The sequence below is a fragment of the Nonomuraea sp. GTA35 genome (assembly GCF_041950525.1).
GTDB lineage: Bacteria > Actinomycetota > Actinomycetes > Streptosporangiales > Streptosporangiaceae > Nonomuraea.
The window spans coordinates 19,637-44,491 of record NZ_JBGNUV010000014.1; the positions used below are offsets into that span (position 1 = coordinate 19,637).

The window sequence follows — 24,855 nt, forward strand, 5'->3', positions numbered from 1 at the left end:
TTCGCCCCCGGAAATTCGGCGGCGTGCATCGAACGCGAGAAACGGATGCGCCGCCCGACTGCCATCTTGAACGACGAAGGAATCACACAATGGCAAAATACAGCGAAAAGAATGTAGTGGTCACCGGCGGCAGCAGCGGCATCGGGCTCGCGATCGCGCAGTTCCTGGCGGACGGCGGAGCCCGCGTGGTGATCACCGGCCGTTCGCGGGCCACGCTCGACGCCGCGCGGGAGCGGTTGGGCGAGAACGCGGTGGCCTTCCGCGGCGACGTGTCCTCGCTGTCCGACCTGGACGCCCTGGCAGAGCGGGTGAAGGTCGAGCTCGGCACGATCGACGCCCTGTTCGTCAACGCGGGCGTCACCGCGCTCACGCCTTTCGAGTCGACGACAGAGGAGGCTTACGACGAGCTGTTCGCGATCAACGTCAAGGGCGCCTTCTTCACCGTGCAGAAGCTCGCCCCGCTGCTGAGCACGGGCGCGGGCGTCGTCCTCACCACTTCGGTCGCCGGCAGGGTCGGCATGCTGGACACCAGTGTCTACGCGGCCGGCAAGGCGGCGCTGCGTTCCATGGCCCGCAGCTTCTCCCGAGAGCTGCTTCCGCGCACGATCCGCGTCAACGCGATCAGCCCCGGCCCCATCGACACGGGGGTCCTGGAGCGCTCGATGGGCGAGGAGGCCGCCGCGCGGTTCAAGGCGGAGCGCGTCGCGGACAATCCCATGCGGCGTTTCGGCACCCTCGACGAGATCGCCACCGCGGCCGCGTTCCTCGCCTTCGACGCGACGTACACCGCGGGCGTCGAGCTCGCCGTGGACGGCGGGGTCACCCAGCTCTGAGCGGCCCCGCACCGTCGTCGAAGGCGCGCCGGAACGAGCGATCACCGCTCAGGACGAGCTGTTCGCCGGCGTTCACCACGGCACCCTCGCCGGCGTTCACCACGGCACCCTCGTCGTGCGGCTCACCGGCCCCTGACCGGTGGAAGGAGGCGGAGCTGTCCCAGCTCTCCTGACGCAGGAGTTCGAGCAGCGCCGTCGCCGCCGGGCCCGAGTCGGACTGGACCACGGCGATGACAGGCTGGGACACGGCCGGGAACACCGGACGCGCGAGGTGCTCGTAACCGCGGGGCACCGCGGAGGCCGGGACGAGCGTCACGCCCAGGCCGTGTGCGGCCCATCGCACCGCTGTCGCCGTCTGGGACACGCGGGCGACCGTGGCCGGGGTCAGCCCGTCGTCCCGCGCCGCCTCCAGCAGCACGCCGTCGAGCGCGCTGTCGCGGTCGAACCTGACCCACGGCTCCCCCTCCAGCTCGCGCAGCTCGACCCGGTCCGCGGCGAGCCCCCGGTGCCCGGCGCCCATCACCACGACGAACTCCTCCTCGCCGAGGCGGTGGGCGTTCGCGGGGCTCCGCTTGCACGCCGCCATCAGGGCGAGGCCCAGCGCGCCCCTGCGGCACAGCCGATCGAGCTCGGCGGAGCTCGACTCCTCGAAGACGGTGACCTCCAGCCGCGGGAAGCGGCGCCGCAGCACGCTCAGCGCACCCGGGAGCTGCCGGGTGCCGAAGCCCAGCTGCGCCGCGACGACCAGCTCGCCCACCAGGTCGTCCGCACCGGCCCGCGCCGTTGCGCGCGCCCGCCGCGCCGCGCTCACCGCGACCTCCGCCTCCTTCAGGAACGCCCGGCCGACCGCGGTGGGCACCAGTCCGGCCGCCGTCCGGGCGAACAGCGTCACGCCCAGGTCGCGCTCCAGGTTGCGGATCTGCTGGGACATCGACGGCTGGGCGACGTGCAACAACTCCGCCGCCGCCGTCACCGAGCCCTCCGCGGCGACCGCCAGGGCGTACTCGAACTGGCGAAGGCTCATCGGCTCCCGCCCCCTCCTGGGGCGGAGCGCGGCCCACCCCCGTCTTCACCGTGTCCCGAACCCCTCACGTCGGCCGGGTTCCGCGACCGGAGGTGAACGTCCTTCAGCTCATCCGGCACCCTCGCCTCAACACGCTCTCGTCCCGAACCCTTCCCGGCGGTGGCACCGGCCGGTGGCCGTTGCGCGGGTCGCCCGTCACCGGCAGGGACACGGCCACCTGGCGCCGCGTGCGATCCCGCCGCGTCGAGCGGCACGGCCGAAGGCGGCGGGCTCAGCTCCGGGTCGCGCGGCCGGTGCCGACGACGGCCTGGCTGCTGCGCAGGAACGAGGCGGCGACGGTCGCCGGCTGGTCGAGGTATCCCGCGACCATGGCGCCATCGCGGATCAGCATCAGGTCGTCGGCGACCTCCGCGGGATTCGTGAGGCCGAGCGGGGCGATGAGCTGTTCGAACGTCGTCCTGTTCCAGCGGCGATGCGCGTCGACGGCCTTGCGGACGGGGCTGTCCGGGTCAGGGTATTCGGCGGCGGCGTTGATGAAGGGACAGCCGCGGAACCCGGGCGCGCAGGCGATGAGCCCGATCGCCTCGGAGATGACCCGCAGGGTGGCATCGACATCGCCGTCACCCTGCTTGATGGCCCCGCCGATGCCGTCCCGCTCCAGCGCCGCGCGGCGTTCGAGGTAGGCGACGACGAGGGCGTCCTTGCTCTTGAAGTGCCGGTAGAACGTCACCTTCGTGGTGCCCGCGAGGTCGATGACCTTGTCGACGCTCACCGCGCGCAGCCCGTGCGCGTAGAACAGCTCGCTCGCCGCCTCCAGGAGGCGTTCACGCATGGGGCTGCTCATGAACGAGATCATACGCGCCCCTTCACCTCCCCCCTTGCGCCGGACCTCACCGCCGGGCTACCGTCACGGCGGTAGAGTTACTAGTCATTCTACCTCCACCCCTCCGTCGAGAAGAGAAGGCCATGACCACCGTCACCGACACGAACGCCAGCCGCACTGCCGCGGCGTTGCGGAACCTCTACGTGGTGCGATTCGGATTCGCACTCGTCTGGGCGGCCCTGCTGTTCCTGGCCGGACCGGTCCCCGGTCCGGCGAGCGTGGCACTGCTCGTGATCTACCCGCTGTTCGACGTCGCGGCGGCCATCACCGATCTGCGCGTCTCGAGGACCGCGCGCCCCGCCGCGGCCCTGTACGTCAACCTGGCCCTCAGCCTGCTCACCGCCATCGGCCTGGCCACCACGGCGGCCTCGGGCGCGTCCGCGGTGCTGCGCGTCTGGGGCGCCTGGGCGATCACCGCCGGAATCGTGCAGCTCGTGGTGGCCGTCAGCCGCCGCAGGCTCGGCGGCCAATGGGCGATGATCCTCAGCGGGGCGATCTCCGCGATCGCCGGAACGGCGTTCATCCTCCAGGCCGACACGCCGGCCGCATCGCTGACCAGCCTCGCCGGGTACGCGACCATCGGCGGCGTCTTCTTCCTCGTCTCCGCCCTGCGTCTGCACCGCACCGCGAAGAGCAGCTGAAATCCCGGCCCCGGAACCAGCCCGGCACCGCTCAAGGGTGTCCGTTGCGACGCACCGGCCGCACTCGTGCCGCTCGGCGCCCGGCCGTGCGCGAGCCGCCTGGGCTCCAGGTCGGCCGACGTGCTCCGCAAGCGGCCGGATCAGCCGGTGTCGCGACTGTGGCGGACTCACCGGCGACGAGGTCGGGCCCGCGTCAGTTCTCGGGGCGGAGAACCGCCTCGGCCGCCTTCTTCACCAGCGGATCGACGGCAGGATCGTTGTTCCTCGTGCCCAGCGTGACGGAGACGATGAACTGCAGGCTGCCGTCCTGGTTGTTGTAGGGCAGGGCGCTGAAGCCCGGCGAGCCACCCTTCATCGGCGCGTACTCGCCGCACACGCGGGTCTCCGCGACCTCGGGCAGCAGGCCGCCGAGCTTGTCGTCCAGGCCGAGCCTGCCCTCGGTGACCAGCTTCATGATGACGACCTGGGGCATGGACTTGGTCTGCGAGCCGATCCGGAAGCGCAGGCCAGGCCGGCCGGCCCGGCTCCGGTCGCTCGATTCATGACTGCTCCTTCCTCGAAGGGCGTGTCACTGCTCGGGGCAGCGTGACGAGCTGGACCCCTGTCTAGTCGTGCCGCTGTTTCTCGACCGTTCCACAGCGCGGCCACGACGCCACGCCTGCCGAGGTGATGGGTCATCACGTCGGCGGCACGCTCTTGACGATCGTTCCCCTTGGTCCCTAGTCTCCAGAAATGGTAATGGTTATCACTTCAACAAGAGGGTGAGCGTGGCCGACGAATACGAACGATCCGCAGAGTTCGTCGACGTGATGCTCGCGCCGCACTGGGCGGCGCTCGGTCCGCCCCTCGCCGAGGCGTTGCAGGGGGTCACCGGTCCGATCGTGGACGTGGGCGCCGGCGGAGGGCACGGGATCCGGGTGATCGCGAAGGCGGTCGCCGAGGCGGAGATCGTGGCCGTCGAGCCGTCGATGCCGTTGCGGTCCATCCTGCTGGCCCGGGTGAACGAGTCCGCGGAGCTGCGGGATCGGGTGACGGTGCTGCCCGAGCCCTTCTCCGAAGCGGTCCTGCCGCCCCGGCTGGGCGCCGTCGTGGCGATGAACGTCATCGGCCACTTCGACGCGGCCGGACGGCAGGCGCTCTGGACAGTGCTCGCCGATCGGCTGGTCCCCGGCGGCCGGGCCGTGCTCAACCTGGAGCCGCCCGCCGAGCCGATGGCGGTGCCGGAGTCCAGGTTCGCCGACATGCGGATCGGGCGGCGCAGGTACGAAGGGTGGGGCCGTGCCGAGCCCGCCGGCCCGGACCGGATCACCTGGCACATGACCTACCGCACCTACCAGGACGACCGGCTCACCGGCGTGCTGGAGGCGCGTTACGACTGGCGGGTGCTGGACGAGCGGCGGCTGAAGGAGGAGCTCGGCCGGCACGGCCTGGTGCATCACCGCACCGGCCCGGACGAGCTCGGCATGTACGTCATCGACAGAGGAGAGACGTGATGTACGAGGTGGTCGTGGTCGGCGGCGGGCCCGCCGGGCTCAGCGCGGCGCTGGTGCTGGGACGGCAGCGCCGCCGGGTCCTGCTGGTGGACGCCGGCAGGCCGCGCAACGCGCCGGCGGCGGAGATGCACATGTTCCTCGGCCGGGACGGCGGCGCCCCCGCGAAGTTGCTGGCCGATGGCCGTGCGGAGGTGAGCGCCTATCCGACGGCCGAGCTGAGGCAGGGGCGCGTGAGCTCGGCGGAGGGCGAGTCCGGCAGGTTCGCACTGACCCTCGATGACGGCGAGCGGGTGGAGGCGTCCCGGCTGGTGCTGGCGAGCGGGCTGACCGACGAACCCGTCGCGGTTCCCGGGCTGGCGGAGCGGTGGGGCAAGAGTGTGTTCCACTGTCCCTTCTGCCATGGCTACGAGACGAACGGGAAGGTGCTCGCCGTCATCGGCAACGGCTTCGAGGCGATGCTGGCCGCCTACGTCGCCGACCGGTACAGCGACGACGTGGTGCTGTGCACGAACGGCCCGAGCACCCTGCCCGAGCCGGTGGCCGCGGCCGTCAAGGCGCGCGGCGTCCAGGTGGTCGAGACCCCGCTGGCGGGCATCGGGGGCGAGCTGGACGCGCTGACCTTGACCTTCGCGGACGGGACGGCGCTGGCGCGCGAGGCCGTCTACCATCGCGCGCCCACCCGGCCCAACACCGACCTGGCGGTCCAGCTCGGTTGCACGCTGCTGCCCGACGGCTGCGTGGAGGTGGACGAGTACGGCAGGACCAGCGTGCCGGGCGTCTACGCGGCCGGGGACGCGGCCCACCTGAAGGCGGTGCCGGACCCGGTGACGCTGGTGGGGCCGAGCGCGGCCGACGGGGTGCGGGCGGCGGTCTGGCTGGAGCAGGAGTTGTTCCGTGCCGGCTTGCCGGTGGCGTTGGGCTGACCCCCGCGGACCGGTACGGCGGGCCCGCGCGCCCGCCGTACCGGAGTTTCACGGCCTCGTCGCGACGAACAGGTGCTGGGCGGGCGAGGCCAGCGGGGAATCGGCCCGCGGCAGCTCCAGGATCGGGCGCAACCCGGCCTCCGCCAGCTCCGCCGGGAGCTCCCTCCCGGTGAGGAACACCCGGCCCGTGCCGCCGCGGCGGTCGCCCGCGCCGAGGTCCGGCTCCCCCTGCCTGGGCGACAGGAGGAACTGCATGGTGGCGAGCACCAGGTAGTGCTCGCGGATCGCCTCGGTGACCACCACCAGCCCGCCGGGAGCCAGCAGTTCACCGATCCAGCGCAGGGATCGTCCGGCATGCCGTGCGCAGTGCAGCACGTTGGCGGCGATCACCACGTTGGCGCCGCCTCGGACGGCCCCTTGAGCCACGAGGTCGGCGTTGATGTCCAGCAGCGCGTAGCGGAGCCGGTCGCCGAACCGGTCCTCGGCCGCCATCGTGAAGAATCTGGACACGTCGGTGAAGAGGTAGTCCGCCGGCGCGTCGCCGAGCCCGCCCAGCGCCGCGGCGGTGCTGCCTCCCGCGCCTCCGCCGAGCTCCACGACGCGCAGGGGTCCGGTACGGGTGGCCGCGGCCCTCGCCACCAGATGCCCCATGGCGGCGTTCAGGTAGGTATTGCTGACGTTGTTCTGATCCTTGCTGAGCGAGGTGAGCAGGTCCCCGTCGGGGAACAGCAGGGCCTGCGCCATGATCTCGTCCCGGAGCAGCTCGGGAAGGCGGGCCAGAGCGGTGCGATAGAAGATCGCCATCTGGTCGGGGTAGCCGAGCTCGGCGCAGGCGCGATCCAGGCCGGCCGCGTCGTCCTCCCCGGCGTCGTCCTCCCCGGCGTCGTCCGAGGCCACCGCGTCGATCCGGCCGCCGGGGTCACGGCGGACGAGCCCTTCGGTGGCCAGCACCTCCAGCCAGCGCCGGACGATCCATTCGTGCCGGGGGGCCGCCCCGAGCGCCGCCATGATCTGCCCGGCTGTCCGGGGCGTGCCGGGCGGCGCGACGCCGGCGACCAGCCGGGTCAACGCCCGCAGCGCGATCTCGTCGAAGCGCCGGACGGCGTGAGGCAGGTGCGTGAGCGCGGAGTCGGGCACCGGTTCGAGTGCCCACCCCTCCACGGCGGGAACCATGCGCGCGAGGGCGAGGCGTCCGGCTCGGTCGGCATCGGCCGCCTCGCGCGCCGCAGCGGCGGCGTCGTGCCCGGGGCCACTGGGGATCCGTGCCGTCAGTTGCTCCGGGATCGGCAGCTCGGCACGCCGGAGCTCGCGGCGGGCCACCTCGACCAGCCGGGCCCGGGCGAACGCGCCGAGCGGCTCGTGCGGCCGGCCCACCCCCGCCAGCGCGTCGGGAGGCATGGCGCCCGCCGCGGCCGGAATCGCGACCTGCAGCCGCGTGGGGTCGTCCGGGTCGAGCATCACCGCGCCACCCGTACCCTCCAGCGCGGCCCGCAGGCTCGCCCCCGTCGGCGCGCCGGGCTCGAACAGGCCGTTGGGGATGCCGGTGAGGCAGACGGGGCCGCTCTGACGGGCCAGCGCGGCCATCGGTCCGGGCCCGAGCTCGTCCCACCGGTGGACGGCGGCTGGCGGGCCCTGCGGCGGCTCGACGTGCAGCACGGCGTCGAACCGATACCGGGTCAGCTCGGTGTCGGCCGTGAGCGTCTTGGCGAACAGGCTGATGGTGACCCGCCGGCCCGCGCTCGCGGCCACCGCCGCGAGGGTCGCGGGGTCGAACAGCAGCTCGGTGTCGGCGGCGGCCCGCTGCGCGGCCCGCTCCGCCGATCCGGGTTCGAGCATGCGGGAGTGCTCGTCGAGCAGTCCCGCGTGGCGCACGTCCCCGACGACGACGGTCCCGCCGGGGGTCACGAGGTCGACGGCGTCGCGGAGCACGGCCGCCAGGTACGCCACGCTGGGGAAGCACTGGGTGACGGAGTTGAGCAGCACGCAGTCGGGCCGGTCGCCGAGCCGGGCCAGGGCGGCGCGCACGGCGCCGCCGTTGATCTCGTGGGCAGCAGCCCGTACGACCGTGACGCCGTCCAGGCCGAGCCCGTTCAGCCGGGTCACGACGTGCCCGGCGATGTCGGTGCCCACGTAGCCCTTGAGGTGCGGGTGGAGGCGGTGCAGCAGCATGCCGGTCCCGCAGCCGAGTTCGAGCAGGCGGGACGGCTGGTGCCGCAGGACCAGTTCGGCGGTGCGGTCGGCCCACTCGGCCATGTGGTCGGCAGGCATCGGACGGCCGGTGCCGGTGGCCCGCCAGCCGGACAGGTCGAGGTCGGGACGGTGTGCGCCCTGGCCGGAGCTGTAGGTCCAGTCGTAGACCTCTCCCCAGTGTTCGAGGTGCTCCGCCACCAGGTCGCCGAGGACGGGCGGCCGTCCCGGCTCGTACCGGACCGCCAGCGCCGCGGGGTCGGCCGTGACGGCGAGCCCGCCTGTTCCGGCCGGGTCCACGCGGGCGATCCAGGGGTGGGCGAGCAGGGGTTCATAGGACGTCAAGGGATGGCCTCCGGTCATCGTCGTGAGGGCGGGGATGGGGACGCAGCCGGCCTGCCTCGATCCGGAGCACGCGGTCGGCGCGGGCGGCGACGGCCGGGTCGTGGGTGGCCGCGAGGACGGCGAGGCCGGTTCGGTGGCGCAGCGCGTCGATGAGGTCGAGGACCTGGGCGGCGGTCCGGTCGTCCAGGGCGGCGGTGATCTCGTCGGCCAGCAGCACGGCGGGCCCTCCCGCGAGAGCTCGGGCGAGCGCGACCCGCTGGCGTTGCCCGCCGGAGAGCGCGGCCGGGTAGCGATGCGCCAGGTCCTCCGGGAGCCCGACGGTCGCCAGCAGGCGGAGGGCCTCCGCGCGGGCGGTCCGGCGCGGGAGCCCGCGCAGGGTGCGCAGGGGGCGGGCGAGTGCCGCGCCGACGGTGCGGGCCGGGTTGAGCACGTCGAGGGGGTTCTGCCCGACCAGGGCCAGGGCCCGCAGCGCGGCCGGGCCCCGCTCGGTCACGGGCCAGGGCAGCGGTCGTCCGGCTGCCGCGGCCTGTCCTTGTCCGGCGGGGTGCAGTCCGGCGAGCACCCGCAACAACGTGCTCTTGCCCGAGCCGGACGGCCCGAGCACGGCCACGCCCTCGCCTGCCGAGATCGTGAGGTCGGCGTCCGACAGCAGCGGTGCCCCGCCGGGCGGCTGCGCGATGGTGAGCCCGTGCGCTTCCAGCACCGGCGCGCCGCCCGGCCGCCGCTTCCCGGCCGGCGGAAGGACCGGCCGCGGCTTACCCGCCGGCGGAAGGACCAGCCGCGGCTTACCCGCCGGCGGAAGGACCGGCGGCCGCGGTGCGACGTGGTTCCCCTCGCCGGGGCCGAGCCGTACGACGTGGTCGGCCAGCTCGCTCACCACAGCCATGTCGTGGGAGACGATGAGGGTCACCGAGCGGCCGTCGCCGCGACGCCGCCGTACCCGCTCCAGGACGAGGGCGAGCGCGGCCGGGTCGAGCGCGCTGGTGGGTTCGTCCAGCACGAGCAACTCGGGATCCGCCGCCAGCGCGCGGGCGAGCGCCACCCGCTGCGCCTGCCCGCCCGAGAGCTGGTGCGGGCGGCGGCGGCCGAGGCCGGCAGGGTCCAGGCCCACCTCGGCGAGTGCCCGTTCCTCCTCTCCCCCGTCGCGGCCGGACCTGGGCAGCGCCTCCCGCACAGCCGCCCGCGCGTCCAGCAGGGGATGCAGCGCGGAGGCCGGGTCCTGGCCGAGGAAGCCGACGGTGCGCCGCCGCCAGCGGCGCGGGGCCCGTACGGGGGCGCCGTGCCATTCGATCCGGCCGCTCGCCTGCCTCAGGCCGGAGGGCAGCGCGCCCAGTACGGCCCGCAGCACGGTCGTCTTGCCCGCCCCGGACGGCCCCACGAGCGCGAGCACCTCGCCGGGCGCGATCCGCAGGTCCAGCCGGTCGACGATCACCGTTCCCGTCCTGCCGGTGACGGTGAGCGCGCGAACGGTCAGCCCGTCCCGGTTCATGACAGGCCGTCCCGGGTGGCGAGGGAGTGTGAGAGTGCCGCCACGCTGCCGGCCAGGAGCGCCAGAGCCGCCGCCGGCGCGATCGTCGCCGCCGCGTTCAGTCCCAGGCCCTGGAGGTTCTCGCGGAGCATGGCGGCCCAGTCCGGCGCGGGCGGCGCCGGCCCGAAGCCGAGGACGTTGAGCGCCGCGGCGAGCTGCACGGCCAGCACCAGCCGCTGGCCGAGGTCCGCGCCGACGAGCCCGGCGTGCGCGGGAAGGACCTCGCGCAGCAGTACGGCACCACCCCGCTCCCCGCGGGACAGCGCCGCCTCCACGTATCCCGCGTGCCTGGCCGCGGCCGTGGCGTCGGCGACCACCCGCAGGGTCAGCGGCGTGCCACCGAGCACGGTGCCGGCGACCACGGCCGCGGGCCCCGGCAGCGCGACCACCGCGAGCAGGGCGAGCAGCAGCAAGGGCAGGGCCAGCAGCAGGTCGGCGGCACCGGCGGCGGCACGCCCGAGCCGGCCGCGGCTCCATCCCACCCAGAGCCCGCCCGCCACCCCCAGAACCGAGGCCGTCGACGCGGCGGCCAGCGAGGTCAGGGTCAGGTCCCTGCCGCCGGCCAGGACTCTGGCGAGCACGTCCCTGCCCAGCGCGTCGGCGCCGAGCGGCAGGCCGGGTGCGGGCCGTGACCACGGTGGCGCGACGATCGCGACCGCGTCGTGCCCGGCCACCGCCTCGCCGCCGAGCGCTACGAGGAGCACGGTCCCGGACACGGCCCCGAGGACGAGCACGGCACGCGGGCGGCGCTCGGTCACGACGTCCTGCTCGGCGCGGACCGTCGGAGCCGGACCGGCGGAGCCGTTCACGCGCTTCATGGGCGCGCCGTTTCCCGGCGCCGGCGAGGGGCGTCGGCGGCGGCGAGGCCGGCCACCACGACAGCGGCGGCCAGCAGGGCGACGCTCTGGACGACCGGCACGTCCCTCGTCGAGATGGCCGTGACCAGCAGCTCTCCCAGCCCGGCCAGCCCGAACAGGGTCTCGGCCACGGCGGTGCCCGCGACCAGCCCGCCGAGGGTGACGGCGAACAGGCGGATGGCGGGCGCCGCGATCATCGGGAGCACGTACCGGAGCGCGATCGTGGCCGGCGGCAGGCCGCGAAGCTCGGCGTCCCGCACGTAGGGGCGGGCCACCACGTCCGCGATCGCCCCGCGGAGCAGAGCGGCGCCGTACGCGGCGATCGGGAGCGCGAGCGTGAGCACCGGGAGCGCGAGCAGATCGGGCCGGCTCCAGGCCGGCTCTCCGGCGGGCAGCATCGAGACCGGCGGGAACAGCCCCCAGGCCGCCGACAGCCAGGCCACCAGCGCGGCGGCCACCACGGCCTGAGGCAGTGCAGCGCCCGCCACGACGGCCGCGTTCGCCGGGTGCCGCAGCCACCCGGGTCCGCGCGCGGCGGCCCAGGCCAGGGCCGCCGTGACGGGCACGCTGACCACCAGCGCCGCCACGGCCAGCGTGAGCGTCACGCCGGCCCGCTGCGCGACCAGCTCGCCGATCGGCCGGCCGGTGATGAGCGACACCCCGGGATCACCGGTGAGCACGCCCGTCACCCAGTCCAGGTAGCGGGCGTGCAGGGGACGGTCCAGCCCCTGCTCCGCCCGCAGCCGGGCCAGTTCCCCGGGCGCGGCACGGCCGCCGCCGAGGACGTCCGCCGCGTCACCCGGCAGTGCCGCCGTGCACAGGAAGATCACCATTGAGGCGGCGGCCATCAGCAGGACGGTCCTGGCCAGCGCGCGGGCGGGCCACGGCATGCGGGACACGTCAGCCGTCCAAGCTCACCTGGTCGATGAACGCCGAGGCGAAGCCGATCCCCTCGGGCACGCCGCTCAGCCCGGCCCTGGCCAGGTCGAGGCGATCGCTGAGCGCCCAGATCGCGTAACCGCCCTGGTCGCGGAGCCTGGCCTGCAGATCGCCCAGGAGGGCGTGCCGCTCGGTGTCGTCCGGCTCGGCCAGGGCCTTGTCGAGCTCCGCCGACCAGGTGCGGTCCTTCCACGCCGTCTCGTTGGTCGGGGAGCCGGGCGTGAGCGCCACCCTCACCACGTCGAGGAACGGGATGCCGCCCAGGTAGCTGATGTAGAACGGCTTGCGGGCGTAGACGGCGGAGAAGTAGGTGTCGGCCGGCTCCACGGCCACCTTCACCCGCATCCCGATCCCGGCGAGTTGCTGGGCGATCAGCGTGGCGGCGCTGTCCATGCCCGGGTAGGCGGTGGTGGTGTGCAGCGTGAGGTCGACGCCGTCCGCGAGACCTGCCTCCGACATCAGCTTCCTGGCCTGGGCGAGGTCGCGGGTGCGCTGCCGCAGGGTCGCCGGGCTGGTCGGGTCCTTGGGGGTGATGAGGTCGTTGCCGACTTCGCCGTAGCCGAGGAAGACGGTGTCCAGAAGCTGCTGCCGGTCGAGGGCGAGCCGGACGGCCCGGCGTACCCGCAGGTCGTCGAAGGGTTTGGTGTCCATGCGCATGACCAGCGGGTACAGGGTGGCGCCCGGCCGGCGGAGCAGCCGCACCGCGCTGTTGCCCTCCTGCTGCTTGGCCAGCGTGGCGGGCACTCCCCCGGCCAGGTCGACCTGGCCGGACAGCAGCGCCTGGGCCCGCGCCTGCGGATCGGGCACGGCGCGTACCTCGATGGTCCTGGCGGGCGGTTCTGGGCCCCACCAGTCGTCGTTGCGCTCGAACACCACGGCCTGGGCGCCGCCCTTGTCCGTCGGGCGGAACGGGCCGGAGCCGGGCACCGGCTTGCCGAAGTCGTCGCTGCCTTCCGGCACGACGAAGGTCGCGCCCTCCAGGGCCTGGCCGACCTCGGCGTAGGGCTTCCTGGTCACCAGCTCGAAGGTGGTGTCGTCGATCGTCGCGGAGGCGTCGAGGTCGAACATGGCCATGCGGCCGAAGTTCTCCGCCGCCTTCTTGCCCATCCGGCGCAGCGAGAACAGCGCGTCGGCCGCCTTGACCGGGCGGCCGTCGGAGAAGGTGGCGTCGCCGCGGATGGTGATGCGCCACCTGGTCAGGGTGGCGTCGGGCCGCCACCCGGTCGCCAGGCGCGGCTTGGTGGTGCCGTCGGCGCCGGGAACGGCGAGGACGTCGTACGTCAGGGCCATCCTGACGACATCGCTCTCGCCGGGCAGCAGGCCGTGCGGGTCGGTGACGGCGTTGGAGGGCGAGCCGGGCGCGGCGTAGCGCACGGTGGCGGTGCCCGTGGCGGCCGGCGAGGGGCCGGGCGCGGTCGCGGAACAGCCCGCCAGGAGGGCGACCGCGGTGACGACCGCCGCTGACCGGCGGCGGAGCTGGGTGTGCATGATTACCTTTCTCGAAGTCGCGCCAGCGCCCTGTCGAGCGCGGCGTTGATCAGCCGGGCCACGGCGGGCAGCACAGGAGGGTGCAGCAGGCCGTAGTGGTGGGCGTCGACGCCGGTGGCCTCGACCGGCCCCGCCAGGTAGCGTCCCCAGCCGAGGTCGGGCCTGCCTGGCGGGGTGTCGTCGACGCCCATCCCGATGCCCGAGTTGCGGGGGGAGGGCCGCTCCGCCCGGATCAGCAGCGTGACCGTGTCCGGGTCGGCCAGCCGCCGCGGGGTGTGGGCGGCCAGCGCGCGCAGGTGCCTGGCGAACACGGCCACCCGCCCCGCCAGGTCCTCGCCGCGGCCGAGCAGCCGGTGCTCGCGCAGCCGGTCGGCGACCGCGGTCATCCGCCGCTCCGCCGGCACGTCACCGATGCTCAGGTCGATGCCGAGGTACGCCTCCAGCGCGTGCAGGTGCCGGACCGTCGCCTGCCATTCGACCTCGGCGGCGTCGCGGCCGGGAACCTCGCGGATGAGCGCGGGGTCGTTGGAGTCGAGCAGCGCCAGCAGCGCGGTGTGCCGGCCGCCGGCGTGCAGGTGCCGGGCCATCTCCTGGGCCACGGTGCCGCCCATCGACCAGCCGCCCAGCAGCCAGGGGCCCGTCCCCGGGCCGCCGGAGGCGTCGATCGCCCGCACGTACTGCTCGGCGATGCCCTCGACGGTCTCCGGCCCCGGCCCGTACGCGCCCGCCAGCTCGGGGTCGGCGAGCGCCACGACGTCCACGCGGGGATCCAGCAGCCGGGACAGCTCGGCGTAACACAGCACGTCACCGCCCGACGGGTGGGCCAGGTACAGGGTGGGGCGGGGCGCTCCGCCCGGCTCGGCGCGCAGCGGCAGCACGATGTCCCGCGCGGGGCTCTCCTGGACCGGGGACGGTGCGGCATCGCCGGGTGACGACGCGGCGCGGCCGAAGGGGGGAACGCCGTCACCGGGCGGCCGTGGCGCCACGGCGTGACCGGGTTCGGGCCGGGTCCAGGCGGCGGGCGATCCGGCCAGCTCGCGCACCCGTGCCACGTGCTCGGCGATCGCCGCCTCCAGCTCGTCACCGGGCAGGACACCGTCCAGCGCGTCCCATTGCAGCCGCAGCTCGCCGTCGTGTTCGAGCACCTGGTGGTCGAGCCAGGTCTGCGGGGTCTGCGAGAGCGCGTACACCTGCTCGCCCGCCCACTCCAGGTGGCCGCCGCCGTCCACCAGGTCCGTGATGCCGAGCGCGCTGGTGAACACCACGGGCACCGGCCGGACCTCTCCCGTCCTGGCAGCCTGCTCGGCGAGCACGTCCAGTGCGGAGAAGCCGCGGTGGTCGAGGTCGTCGAACATCCTCGCCTGCGTGGCGGCGGCCCGGTCGGCGAGGACGGCGGCGGGCTCGGCGGGGACCTCGTGCAGCAGCAGGGAGGTGAAGTCGCCGACGACCCGGTTGACGTGCGGATGGATGGCCGGGCGGTCGAAGAGGGTCAGCGTCACGCAGAACCCGGCCGACCCCGACCAGCGGGCCAGGACGTCGGCGTAGACGGTCAGCAGCACCGCCGCCGGAGTGACCCGGTGCCGGGCGGCGGCCTCCCGGAACGCCGCCCAGTCCTCGCGGCCCAGCCGTGCGGAGCGGCGTACGAACCTGGGCGGCGTCCCGTCCGGCTCGCGGACCGGCAGGCGGGGCGGGCCGGGGAGCGTGCCGAGGCGCTCACGCCAGTAGCGCGCGGCCCGGCCGTCGCCCCGCCGCTCCAGGGCGGCGGCGCAGGCCGCAGGGTGCAGATCCAGCGGCGGCAGCGGGACGTCAGGGCTGGTGTAGCGGGCGTGCAGCTCGGACTCGATGATCCACCAGCTGGCGGCGTCGCAGATGAGCACGTCCACCCCGATGAACAGCCTGACCACGCCTCCGGGCAGCCGGGCCGCCTGGATCTGGGCCAGCGGCCAGCGGTCGGGCGGGCCGGGCCTGGTGGACAGCCTCTCCCGCAGGACGGCCAGCCGTTGTGCCCGGCGCTCCTGCGTCATCGTGGTCAGGTCGTGCGCCCGGATCCGGTAGCGCGGCAGGTCGTCCAGCACGCGCAGCCGTCCCTCGGGCGTGGCCACGGCGCGCAGCATGGGGTGGCGGGCCACGACCTGGTTCCATGCCTCCTCGAAACGGGCGAGGTCCAGGCCTTGGCAGTCGTACTCGAGATAGAAGCGGCAGGGCAGGTCTCCCCACTGGTAGCCGCCGTCCCTGCCGATCCAGTAGGCGTGCTGGACGCGGGTCATCGCGAAGGTGCCGTCGCCGTCGAGGACGTCGTTCTCCGGCGTGACCTCCGGGTCCGGCTCGGCGCCCGCCGACTCGACCAGCTTGGCGATCCCCGCCACGGTGGGCGCGGCCAGCAGGTCCCGCATGCCCGGCCGTACGCCGAAGCGTTCGCCCAGCGCGGCCAGCATCCGCACACCCAGCAGGGAGTGGCCGCCGAGCGCGAAGAAGTCGGCGTCGGGATCGCTCACCGGGACACCGAACAGCTCCGACCACAACTCGGCCACCACCCGCTCGGCCGGGGAAAGGCGCGCCGCGTCGCCGCCGGTGGCCGCGATCGTCCTGGGCTTGCCCGCCTCGGCGATGCGCGGGTCGAGAGCGGTGGCGGCGACCGACACGATCGGGGGCAGCGTCCCGGTCTCACGCGCGGCCAGCAGCCGGTCCAGCGCCTTGGTGCCGGTGGCGGCGTCGAGCGCGCCGGCGAGGACGACGGTGGCCTCGGTGCCGTCCTCGGCCACCCGCCAGCCGTCCCAGACCGCGCTGACCCACCGGGTGGGGCCGGGCGCGGCGAGGCCGAGCGCGTCCATCGCGGCGTTGGCGGCCGCGTAGGGGCCCATCCCGACGCCGCCGACCAGCGTGGTGACCGAGGACATGAGCAGTACCGTCCGGGGACGGCGCTCCGCCGGCAGCGCGGCGATCGCGTCGGCGAGTGTGAGCACTCCCCCGGCCTTGGCCCGTACGTGCTCGGTGGCCTGCTCGGCGTCGAGCGCTCGCAGCGGGTCCAGCCTCGCCCCCGCGACCACGCCGGCGGCGTGGACGACCAGCTCGATCGGCCCGCCGGCGGAGAGTTCCCCGATCAGGGCCGCGGTCGCCTCGGGATCGGTGGCGTCGCAGGTTCGCACGTCCACCCCGGTCTCGGCGAGGGCGGCTCCCCGGTGATCCGCCGTACGCGAGGTGACGACCACCCGGTGCCCGCGGGCGGCGAGGTGACGTGCGAACAGCCGGCCGACCGCCCCGAGACCGCCGGTGATCAGCACGGTGCCGGGCAGTGTGGCGCCGTCCGCGGCACCGGGCGGGGTCCACGGCTCCAGGCGGCGTCGCCACCTGGTCGCGCCCCGCAGGGCGACCTCCGTCCCCGAGCCTGCCCCGCCCGTGAGAGCGCCGAGCTCACGCAGCACGGCGCCCGCCTCGTCGGCGGGTTCGGCCGGCGCGCCCAGGTCGAGCGTGGCCCACCGCAGGCCGGGCTGCTCCTGGCCCAGCACCCGCGGGAGCACGCGGACGGCCGCCTGCGCCGGATCGGGCGGCGGATCGCCGCCCACCTGCTCGCCGTGCCGGGTGACCAGCAGCAGGCACGGTGAGCCGGGCTGCTCCGCCGCCGCGGCGGCGACCTCGCCGAAGGCGAGTACGGCTGCGGAGACGGCATCGGTGTCCGGCTCGGCGGACGCGGCGTCGCCGTCCCTGGTCGCCACCGCGACCAGCGCGGTCAAGGGAACCGTGGGATCGGCCGCTTGCAGGCGGTCACGCAGTTCGTCCGCCAGGGCGCCGGTGCCGATCACCGCCCAGCGCCCGGCCGGGATCGGGGCCGGGTCGCCGGGCAGGAGCTGGCTCCAGACCGGGACCTGCAGCGGCTCGTCCGCATCGATCTCCGATGGCGTGCCCGAGGAAGGCGGGTCGATCCACAGGCGGCGGCGCTGGAAGGCGTAGCCTGGCGCGTGCACCCGCCGCCGGCCGGCCGCGGGCAGCGCGGCCAGGTCCACCGGCCGGCCATGGGCCCACAGCGTGCCGGCGGCCTCCCGCAGGCTCGCCGGCTCCGGCTCGTCCGGCAGCAGCGTGGTCACGACCGACCGCACGCCGGGCAGGGCGTTCCTGCGGGCGAGGCCGGACAGGGCGCTTCCCGGCCCGGCCTCCAGGAGCAGGGTCTCCTCCTCGGGGCCGAGTGCCGCCCGCAGAGCCTGCGCGAACCGTACGGGCTCGCGCAGCTGCCGCGTCCAGTGACCGGCGTCCGCCAGCTCGGCGCCGATCGAGGCGCCGGTGACCGTGCTGAACACGGGCACGGTGGGAGCCGCGCCCGTCAGCCCGGCCAGTGCCGCGCCCAGGCCGGGCAGCTCCGGCTCCATCAGGCGGGAGTGCATCGCGGCGTCCACCCGCAGCCTCGTGCCCGTGATGTGGCGCCCGCGCAGCTCGTCCGCCAGCCGGCCGATGGCCGCCGCGGGCCCGGACACCACGCACGCGGCGGGGGCGTTGACGGCGGCCAGGTCGAGGCCGGGGTGGTGGGACAGCAGCTCGCGTACCTCGTCCTCGCCGAGCGGCACCGCGAGCATCGAGCCGCCGCCGGCGGCCCTGGCCGCGGCGGCGCACCGGGCGGCGACCAGCCTGGCGGCTCCGGAGAGGGGCAGCGCGCCGCTCACGGCCGCGGCCGTGCACTCGCCCAGGCTGTGCCCGACGAGGGCGTCGGGCACGATGCCCCAGGACGCCAGCAGCCGGGCCACCCCGTACGACACGGCGAAGACGGCCGGCAGCCCGAAGCCGGCGTCGCGGACGCGGGTCTCGGCGATCGCCGGATCCATGACGTCGCGAACGTCGGCGCCGAGCAGCGGGCGCAGCAGCTCCGCGCACTCGTCCACGGCCTGGGCGAAGACGGGCTCGTCCCGGTAGAGCCGGCCGCCCATCCCGGGGTACGCGCTTCCCGCGCCGGGGAAGGCGAAGACCAGGCGCGGGGCGGTGCCGGCCGCCTTGACCGGCGTCGCCGCGGCCAGCCCGGCCTGGCCCACGCCCGACACCCGGTAGGCCAGCTCGGCACGCCCCGCGGCCAGCGTGTAGGCGAGATCGGCCGCGTCGGGTGCGGGCCGGGAGGCGACGGCGCGGGCGGTGGCGACCGCCGCCTCAGGGGTGGCGGCCGAGACGGCCAGCAGCTGGGGCCGCCGGTCGGCGGGGACGGGCGGGCGGTGCGGGGCCGGCCCGAGCACCGCGTGGCAGTTGGTGCCGCCGATGCCGAACGAGCTGACCCCCGCCAGGAAAGGCGTGTCCCAGTCCCGGGTCTCCGCGATCACCTCGAACGGCGAGCCTTCCAGGCCGAGCAGCGGGTTGAGCGGGTGAGCGCGCAGCGACGCGGGCAGCACCCGATGCCGCACCGCCAGGACGGCCTTGATGAACGAGGCGATGCCGGCGGCCGCGTTGGCGTGGCCGATGTTGCCCTTCACCGAGCCGAGCCCGCACCAGGCCGGTCCGGCGTCGCCGAACACCCGCCGCAGCGCGGCCACCTCGATGGGATCGCCGAGCGCGGTGGCGGTGCCGTGCGCCTCGACGAGCCCGATCTCGTGCGGCGACGCGCCGGCCACCGCGAGCGCTTCGGCCACGGCCCGGGCCTGGCCGCGCATGGACGGCGCGGTGAACCCTGCCTTGCCGGCTCCGTCGTTGTTCACCGCCGAGCCGTGCAGCACGGCGAGCACCGGGTCGCCGTCGGCCAGCGCGTCGTCCAGGCGGCGCAGCACCACCACGCCCACGCCCTGGGTGTAGACGATGCCGGTGCCGTCCGCGCTGAACGGCCTGATCGTCCCGTCCGCCGCGTACACGCCGCCGGCGACGTGCACGTACCCCTGGCCCTGCGGCACGATCAGCGACACCCCGCCCGCGAGCGCGGTGTCGCACTCGCCGGACAGCAGCGACTGCGCGGCCAGGTGCACGGCGACCAGCGAGGTCGAGCAGCTCGACGCCACCGCCACCGCGGGTCCCGTCAGGTTCAGCCGGTAGGCCGTCTGCAGCGGCAGGTAGTCAGTCTGGGTGGAGATCGCCGTCTGCAGGCTGCCGAGCGGGTCCCGTCCCGCGCCGGTGGGGTCCCACCGGCCGGCGAGGTTGCTCGCCAGGTAGGCGCTCTGCATGGCGCCGGCGAAGACGCCGACCGCGCCGGCTCCGCGCCCGCCGCCGTGACCGGCGTGTTCCAGCGCGTGCCAGGCGCATTCGAGGAACAGGCGGTGCTGGGGGTCGAGCAGGGCCGCCTCGGCGTCGCTGAACCCGAACGGCTCCGGGTCGAAGTCGGCCTGGCCCTCGAGGAGCCCGCCGACCGGGACGAAGCCAGGATGCGCCCGCAGTCTCTCCGGCACGCCGCGTGCGGCGAGCTCGTCGTCGGTGAACCTGGTCAGCCCGTCACGGCCGTCCCGCAGCAGCTCCCAGTACGCTTCGGCGTCAGGCGCGCCGGGGAAGCGGCAGGCCAGGCCGACGACGGCGATCCGATGCTGCGCGGCGCTCATCCGGCGAGCTCCGCCGCACGCGCCCGAGCCGCGCGGCGGGCGGCGGCCTGGTCAGAGGATGCCAGCGACGGGCTCTCCCGCAGTGGCTGCGCGGCGTCCACCGGCGGCGGGCCTTCCCGCAGGGCGGGTGCGGCGTGTACCGGCGGCGGGTTCTCCCGCAGTGCCGGGGCGGCGGCGCCGGATGCCTGCCTGCGGGCGGTGATGAAGGTGGCGAGCTCCCGGACCGTGGGCCGGGCGAACATGTCCACCACCGTCAGCCCCTCGTCGAGCTCGGCTCTGAGGGTGCGGTGGGCGAGCACCATGGTCAGGGATGACGCTCCCAGCCGGAAGAAGGGGGTGCTCACCTCGACCGGCGTCTTGAGCAGGTCGCTGAAAACCCTGGCCACGGCCCGCTCCACCTGTGGATCCGGCCCCGCCTGCGACGTGGCCGGGGCAGCGGGCGGCGGTTCCTGGCGGGAGGCGGGCTGCGGGCCGGCCCCGGGCGTGGCGGGTGGCGGCGGGGTGGCGAGGTCACGGGCGGGCGGGGTGGCGAGGTCACGGGCGGGCGGCCCGTCGGCGGCACCCTCGACGACGAGCTCCATCACCCCGTCGGGCGACACGGTGAGGCTGAGGCGCAGCCCGCGGGTGACCGTGGTGCTGATCGCCGTCGCCTGCGGCGCTGTCGTGGGAGGCGCCTGCGCACGGAGCTCGTCGCCGGGCACGACGTCCTCGTCCTCGTCCTCGGCATCGGCATCGGCCTCGGCCTCGGCCGGGCTCCCGGACGACCGGTAGGGGTTGGCGAGCGCCTTGTAGTCGATCTTGCCGTTGTCGGTGATCGGCAAGGTTTCCGTGATCAGGAACCGGTTGGGCACCATGAAGCCGGGCAGGCTCGCCCGCAGGGCCTCGACCAGCTCGTCGTCCGACGGCGGCGCCGCGGGATCGGCGGGCACCACGTGGCAGACCAGTCTGGGCCGGTCGTCGGGCCCGGGCACCGCGCGGGCCACCGCCTGCCGTACGGCGGGGAGCCGATCGAGCGTCGCCTCGATCTCGCCCAGCTCGATCCGGTGGCCCCGGATCTTGACCTGCCGGTCCAGCCGGCCGAGGAACTCGATCGTCCCGTCGTACCGCCAGCGGCCGAGGTCGCCGGTGCGGTAGAGGCGGCGGCGCAGGATCGGGTGCGTGATGAACCGCTCGGCGGTCTGCCCTGGATCACCGACGTAGCCGCGGGCCAGCCCGTCGCCGCCGATGTGCAGCTCGCCGGGCTCGCCCACCGGGCAGGGCCGGCCGTGCTCGTCGAGGATGTGGAAGGACTGGCCGTGCAGCGCCCGGCCGTACGGGATGCTCGGCCAGGACGGATCGACCTCCCTGATGGGGTGGCAGATCGACCAGATCGACGCCTCGGTCGCCCCGCCCAGGCTGACCACCTCGGCGCCGGGGGCCAGCGCCCTCAGGCGGCCGGGCAGCGTGACCGGGATCCAGTCGGCCGACAGGAACACCAGCCGCAGCGTGGACAGCGCCTCGCGCACCGTCTCCGGCTCCAGCTCGGCGTATTCCACCAGCATCTCCAGCAGGGCGGGAGCGGTGTTCCACACGGTGACGCGGTGGCGGGCCATCAGCTCCAGCCAGTGGCCGGGGTCGCGCTGGCGGTGGGCCTCGGGCAGGACGACGGCGCCTCCGGAGCCGAGCACCGAGAAGATGTCGTAGACCGACAGGTCGAAGCTGTACGCCGACAGGGCGAGCACCCGGTCGTCCGGGCCGAGGGGGAAACGCTCGTCGAGGTCGTCGAGGGTGGTGCGGGCAGCACGGTGCTCGATGGCCACGCCCTTGGGCCGCCCGGTCGAGCCCGACGTGAAGATCGCGTAGGCGAGGTCGTCCGGCGCGGGCCGCCGGGGCTCGGCCTCGTCCGGGCCCGGGAGCCGGAGCACGCCGTCGGCGTCGAGCCGGTGCACGCTGACGTGCTCCGGCCAGGCTGTGTCGTCGGCCTCCGGCGCGAGCAGCGCCGTCCGGATCGAGGCCTGCTCGCCCAGCGAGGCCACCCGGCCGGCGGGCCAGGAGGGTTCGACGGGCACGTACCCGGCTCCGCCGGCCAGAACGCCGAGCAGGGCGGTGACCTGGGCGATGCCCTTGTCCGCCACGACCGCCACCAGATCGCCCGGTCCGACCCCGAGCGCGGCCAGCGCGCGGCCGGTCCGGAGGGCTCGCCCGGCCAGGTCCCGCGCTGTCACCTCGCGGGTCAGGTCGAGCAGGGCGGGCGCGGAGGGGGCCCGTCCGGCGGCGGCGCGCAGCGGGTCGTCCAGGAGTGGACCGGCGCCGCCGAACGCCCCGCCCGCCACCTCCTCGTCGGGGAGGAACGACGGGTCCCAGCCGAGCGCGGGGTCGGTCCACAGCTCCGGCTCGGTGGCCAGCCGCCGCAGGAGGCGGACGTGCGCGGCCAGCATGCCGTCGACGAAACCGGCGGGCAGCGCGCCGTCCACGGCGTCCCACGCGATGCGGAGCCTGCCGTCCTCGTCCCAGACGATGTGGTCCAGCATCACCTGGGGCGTCTGCGAGACGCCGAAGACCTCGGTGCCGAGCCAGGCGGCAGGCGGCTCCCCCGGCCCCGCCAGGCCGACGCCGCTGGTGAAGACCACGGTGTGGGTGGGCACGGGCAGGCCCGTGGCTTCGTCGGTCACCCGGGGGCGCTCCCCCGACTCGATCGCGGCACGCAGCGCCTCCATCCCGGAGACGGCCCGGTGGTCGAGATCGGCCCAGAACTGGCGGTTGACCGCCGCGGCGTAGCCGGCGAAGCCGTACCAGCGGCCGGGGTCGGCGACGGGGATCTCCACCAGGACGGTGCTGGTGAAGTCGCCGACGATGCTGTCGAGGCCCGGGGTGTCGTCGCCGAGGGCGAGGTCGTCGCGGTCGAAGAGGGTGGTGTTGAGGCAGAAGGGGTCGCGGGCGCCCCAGCGCTGCAGCACCAGGCCGAAGGCGGCCAGCAGCAGGCCGGTGGGGCTCAGCCCGTGGGCCGCGCCCTGCTTGCGCAGCTGCGCCCACTCCTCGGCGGGCAGCTCCGCGGCGTGCCTGACGAGGCGGTGGCCGCTGAACCCGGCCGGACCGCGGGTCCAGGGCAGGGCGGGACCGTCCGGCAGGCCGGGTGCGCGGCGGGCCCAGTAGGCGGAGTCCATCTCGCGGCGCCGCAGCTCGGCCGGATCCTCCAGCCGGCGCCGTACGAGGTCGGCGAAGCCGAGGGGCGGCGGGGGCAGCTCCAGGCCGGGATCGGCCGTGTACCGGCCCCACTCCCTCATCAGCCGCATCCAGCTCATGAGGTCCAGGGCCAGCACGTCCACGCCGACGAACACCCGGGTACGGCCGTCCGGCAGCAACGCCGCCCGCAGGTCGAACAGCGGCCACCGGTCGGCGGGCAGCAGCTGGTGCGAGCATTGCGCGCGCAACGCCTCCAACGCCTGCTCCACCTGTTCCGGGCTTTCAGCACGCAGGTCAGTGCGGGTGATGGCGTAGTCGGGCACCTGGTCGAGCACTGTCTGCCTGGCGTCGGCGCCCACGACCATGCGCAGCATCGGATGCCGCCGGACGAGCCGGTTCCACGCGCTCTGCAAGCGGTCGAGGTCCTCCTCCTGAGGGCCGTGGGGCACGCGGTCGTACTCGAAGTAGTAGAAGGTCGCCACTCCCCCGAGCGGGAACGCGGGATCCCGGCCGACCAGGTAGGCGGTCTGGATGGGAGTCAGCGGGAAGGACTCCCCGCCCTCGGCGGGCTCGTCCGGGACGATCCCGGCGGCCACCGTTCGCGCGGTCGCGGACCCGAGGAAGGCCGTCAGCGGGAGTTCCAGCCCGGACTCCTCCAGCAGGCGCCGTCGCAGGCGCACGGCCGTGAAGGACTCCAGCCCCAAGGCGGTGAGCGGGACGTCGGGGTCCAGGTCCGAGAGCCGGAGTTCCAGTACGTCGGCCAGGCAGGCGAGCACTTCTTCGACGGTGGCGGAACTCAAGGGTGACCCCTTCCCCAAGCATGGCAATGGAAACGGTTTTCATTGCTACACAACTTGGCCCGTTTGTCTAGATCTTGAAAATGATTACCGTTATTTCGTACGATCTCGCCTCATGTCGCCCCTGAACGACCGTGCCGACGGCGCCGGGCACGCCGCCGTCGCCGTCACCGGCGCCGACCTGGCCGGCGCGGCCGAAGCCGTCCACGACCTGGACCGGCTGATCCTGCTCGGCATCGCGGCCGACCTGCACCGGCGCACCGGGCTGGGCCGGGGCGCGGCGCAGGAGGCCGACGCGATCGCGAGCGACCTCGGAGCCGCACCCCGGCACCGCTGGATCGCCGGCCACTGGCTGGCCGCGCTCCACGAGGCCGGCCTGGTCCGCAGGAACGCCGAGGGCCGCTACCACGACCTGCGTGCCCCCCGGCGCGCGGAGCTGGCCGCCGCCCGCACCCGCATGGAAGCCGCGCGGCTGGCGCTCGGCTACCCGGCCGAGCTGGCCGAGCTGATGCTGCGCTCGCTGCGGCTGCTGCCCTCCCTGCTGCGCGACGAGGTCGGCGTGCAGGCGCTGCTCTACCCGGACGGCGAGCCCGGCACCGCCGAGGCCGTCTACCGCGGCAACCTGATCAGCCGCTACCTCAACGCCGCCGCGGCCGAGGTGCTCAGGGAGCTGGCCGAGCGTGCCACCCGGCCGCTGCGGATCCTGGAGCTGGGCGCCGGCATCGGCGCCACCACCGCGGACCTGCTGCCGGTGCTGGCGGGCAGACCGGTCGAGTTCTACCTGTTCACCGACCTGTCGCCGTTCTTCCTCGACACCGCGCGCCGCCGGTTCGACGCCGGCTTCCTGCGCTACGCCCTGCTCGACATCGCCCGCGACCTGCCGCGCCAGGCAGGCGAGCTGGACCTGATCGTCGCGGCGACCATGGCGCACAACGCCCCGCACGTCGGCCGCCTGCTCGGCCAGGCCGCCGCGTTGCTGGCCCCCGGCGGGCGGGTGCTGCTCATCGAGACCATCCGCGAGCACCCCCAGTCGCTCACCTCGATGCCGTTCGCGCTGTCCACGCAGGACGGGCCGCCGCAGCGGCTCGACGGCCGGGCCGGCACCACCCGCACGTACCTGAGCCGCGAGGAATGGCTGAGCGCGCTGGAAGGCGGCGGGCTGCGGGTCGAGGTGGACCTGCCCCGTCCCGGGGACCCGCTGGCCGCGCTGTCGCAGCGCCTGCTCGTCGCCACCCGCTGATCACCCGACTGTTCACCCGACGAT

At 74.9% G+C, this 24,855-nt stretch carries 14 protein-coding genes and 1 pseudogene; 5 read left to right on the forward strand and 10 right to left on the reverse strand.

The genetic code is table 11. From position 1 onward, the window contains the following. Positions 1-89: 89 nt before the first annotated feature. Positions 90-833 carry an SDR family oxidoreductase gene (locus ACBJ32_RS44730; RefSeq protein WP_375132003.1) on the forward strand — a complete coding sequence of 248 codons (744 nt, stop codon included), beginning with the start codon at positions 90-92 and terminating at the stop codon, positions 831-833. Here the strand turns inward: ACBJ32_RS44730 and ACBJ32_RS44735 are convergent. Together ACBJ32_RS44735 and ACBJ32_RS44740 are read right to left on the reverse strand one after the other, a co-directional pair. Beyond that, positions 820-1,857, reverse strand: coding sequence for a LysR family transcriptional regulator (locus ACBJ32_RS44735; RefSeq protein WP_375132004.1), 1,038 nt, complete (start codon positions 1,855-1,857; stop codon positions 820-822). The two genes, ACBJ32_RS44730 and ACBJ32_RS44735, sit on opposite strands and share 14 nt — an antisense overlap. A gap of 271 nt (positions 1,858-2,128) precedes the next feature. Beyond that, complete coding sequence (locus ACBJ32_RS44740) at positions 2,129-2,701, reverse strand: TetR/AcrR family transcriptional regulator (protein WP_375132005.1); 573 nt, start codon at positions 2,699-2,701, stop codon at positions 2,129-2,131. Positions 2,702-2,823: 122 nt separating this feature from the next. Here ACBJ32_RS44740 and ACBJ32_RS44745 point away from each other — a divergent pair, with 122 nt between their 5' ends. Further along, the gene (locus ACBJ32_RS44745) at positions 2,824-3,381 is read left to right on the forward strand and encodes a hypothetical protein (protein WP_375132006.1); all 558 of its coding nucleotides are present in this window, start codon (positions 2,824-2,826) and stop codon (positions 3,379-3,381) included. Positions 3,382-3,574: 193 nt separating this feature from the next. On the opposite strand, the pseudogene ACBJ32_RS44750 reads toward ACBJ32_RS44745, so the two are convergent. Further along, a pseudogene (locus ACBJ32_RS44750) lies at positions 3,575-3,898 on the reverse strand (serine hydrolase); the annotation flags it as partial. A 250-nt stretch (positions 3,899-4,148) separates the two neighbouring features. Between ACBJ32_RS44750 and ACBJ32_RS44755 the strand changes: the two are divergent. Further along, positions 4,149-4,874 carry a class I SAM-dependent methyltransferase gene (locus tag ACBJ32_RS44755; protein WP_375132007.1) on the forward strand — a complete coding sequence of 242 codons (726 nt, stop codon included), beginning with the start codon at positions 4,149-4,151 and terminating at the stop codon, positions 4,872-4,874. Continuing rightward, entirely contained in the window at positions 4,874-5,797 is a 924-nt protein-coding gene (locus tag ACBJ32_RS44760; protein WP_375132008.1) for an NAD(P)/FAD-dependent oxidoreductase, read from the forward strand. The genes ACBJ32_RS44755 and ACBJ32_RS44760 overlap by 1 nt, the downstream gene beginning before the upstream one ends. A 48-nt stretch (positions 5,798-5,845) precedes the next feature. On the opposite strand, the gene ACBJ32_RS44765 is transcribed toward ACBJ32_RS44760, so the two are convergent. Genes ACBJ32_RS44765 through ACBJ32_RS44795 form a run of 7 tightly spaced genes read right to left on the reverse strand, consistent with a single transcriptional unit; the run spans position 5,846 to position 23,594 of the window. Continuing rightward, positions 5,846-8,329 carry a methyltransferase gene (locus tag ACBJ32_RS44765; RefSeq protein ID WP_375132009.1) on the reverse strand — a complete coding sequence of 828 codons (2,484 nt, stop codon included), beginning with the start codon at positions 8,327-8,329 and terminating at the stop codon, positions 5,846-5,848. After that, positions 8,316-9,818, reverse strand: coding sequence for an ABC transporter ATP-binding protein (locus ACBJ32_RS44770; RefSeq protein ID WP_375132010.1), 1,503 nt, complete (start codon positions 9,816-9,818; stop codon positions 8,316-8,318). Before ACBJ32_RS44770 ends, ACBJ32_RS44765 begins: the two co-directional genes overlap by 14 nt. Further along, positions 9,815-10,675 carry an ABC transporter permease subunit gene (locus ACBJ32_RS44775; RefSeq protein ID WP_375132011.1) on the reverse strand — a complete coding sequence of 287 codons (861 nt, stop codon included), beginning with the start codon at positions 10,673-10,675 and terminating at the stop codon, positions 9,815-9,817. Before ACBJ32_RS44775 ends, ACBJ32_RS44770 begins: the two co-directional genes overlap by 4 nt. Further along, positions 10,672-11,604 carry an ABC transporter permease gene (locus tag ACBJ32_RS44780; protein ID WP_375132012.1) on the reverse strand — a complete coding sequence of 311 codons (933 nt, stop codon included), beginning with the start codon at positions 11,602-11,604 and terminating at the stop codon, positions 10,672-10,674. Before ACBJ32_RS44780 ends, ACBJ32_RS44775 begins: the two co-directional genes overlap by 4 nt. 10 nt (positions 11,605-11,614) lie before the next feature. After that, on the reverse strand, positions 11,615-13,141 hold the full coding sequence (locus ACBJ32_RS44785; RefSeq protein ID WP_375132013.1) for an ABC transporter substrate-binding protein: 1,527 nt from the start codon (positions 13,139-13,141) through the stop codon (positions 11,615-11,617). Positions 13,142-13,143: 2 nt separating this feature from the next. Next, positions 13,144-19,632: an SDR family NAD(P)-dependent oxidoreductase gene (locus tag ACBJ32_RS44790; protein WP_375132014.1), complete on the reverse strand. Its 6,489-nt coding sequence runs from the start codon at positions 19,630-19,632 to the stop codon at positions 13,144-13,146. Continuing rightward, entirely contained in the window at positions 19,629-23,594 is a 3,966-nt protein-coding gene (locus ACBJ32_RS44795; RefSeq protein ID WP_375132015.1) for an amino acid adenylation domain-containing protein, read from the reverse strand. The genes ACBJ32_RS44790 and ACBJ32_RS44795 overlap by 4 nt, the downstream gene beginning before the upstream one ends. Positions 23,595-23,706: 112 nt before the next feature. On the opposite strand from ACBJ32_RS44795, the gene ACBJ32_RS44800 reads away from it, so the two are divergent. Then, on the forward strand, positions 23,707-24,831 hold the full coding sequence (locus ACBJ32_RS44800) for a class I SAM-dependent methyltransferase (RefSeq protein ID WP_375132016.1): 1,125 nt from the start codon (positions 23,707-23,709) through the stop codon (positions 24,829-24,831). Positions 24,832-24,855 lie beyond the last annotated feature (24 nt).

What these genes read in the sequence shown, in the direction of transcription:
- ACBJ32_RS44730 (WP_375132003.1), top strand. Translation starts at nt 90, where the DNA reads ATGGCAAAATACAGCGAAAAGAATGTAGTGGTCACCGGCGGCAGCAGC.
- ACBJ32_RS44735 (WP_375132004.1), bottom strand. Translation starts at nt 1,857, where the DNA reads ATGAGCCTTCGCCAGTTCGAGTACGCCCTGGCGGTCGCCGCGGAGGGC.
- ACBJ32_RS44740 (WP_375132005.1), bottom strand. Translation starts at nt 2,701, where the DNA reads ATGAGCAGCCCCATGCGTGAACGCCTCCTGGAGGCGGCGAGCGAGCTG.
- ACBJ32_RS44745 (WP_375132006.1), top strand. Translation starts at nt 2,824, where the DNA reads ATGACCACCGTCACCGACACGAACGCCAGCCGCACTGCCGCGGCGTTG.
- ACBJ32_RS44760 (WP_375132008.1), top strand. Translation starts at nt 4,874, where the DNA reads ATGTACGAGGTGGTCGTGGTCGGCGGCGGGCCCGCCGGGCTCAGCGCG.
- ACBJ32_RS44770 (WP_375132010.1), bottom strand. Translation starts at nt 9,818, where the DNA reads ATGAACCGGGACGGGCTGACCGTTCGCGCGCTCACCGTCACCGGCAGG.
- ACBJ32_RS44775 (WP_375132011.1), bottom strand. Translation starts at nt 10,675, where the DNA reads ATGAAGCGCGTGAACGGCTCCGCCGGTCCGGCTCCGACGGTCCGCGCC.
- ACBJ32_RS44780 (WP_375132012.1), bottom strand. Translation starts at nt 11,604, where the DNA reads ATGCCGTGGCCCGCCCGCGCGCTGGCCAGGACCGTCCTGCTGATGGCC.
- ACBJ32_RS44785 (WP_375132013.1), bottom strand. Translation starts at nt 13,141, where the DNA reads ATGCACACCCAGCTCCGCCGCCGGTCAGCGGCGGTCGTCACCGCGGTC.
- ACBJ32_RS44790 (WP_375132014.1), bottom strand. Translation starts at nt 19,632, where the DNA reads ATGAGCGCCGCGCAGCATCGGATCGCCGTCGTCGGCCTGGCCTGCCGC.
- ACBJ32_RS44800 (WP_375132016.1), top strand. Translation starts at nt 23,707, where the DNA reads ATGTCGCCCCTGAACGACCGTGCCGACGGCGCCGGGCACGCCGCCGTC.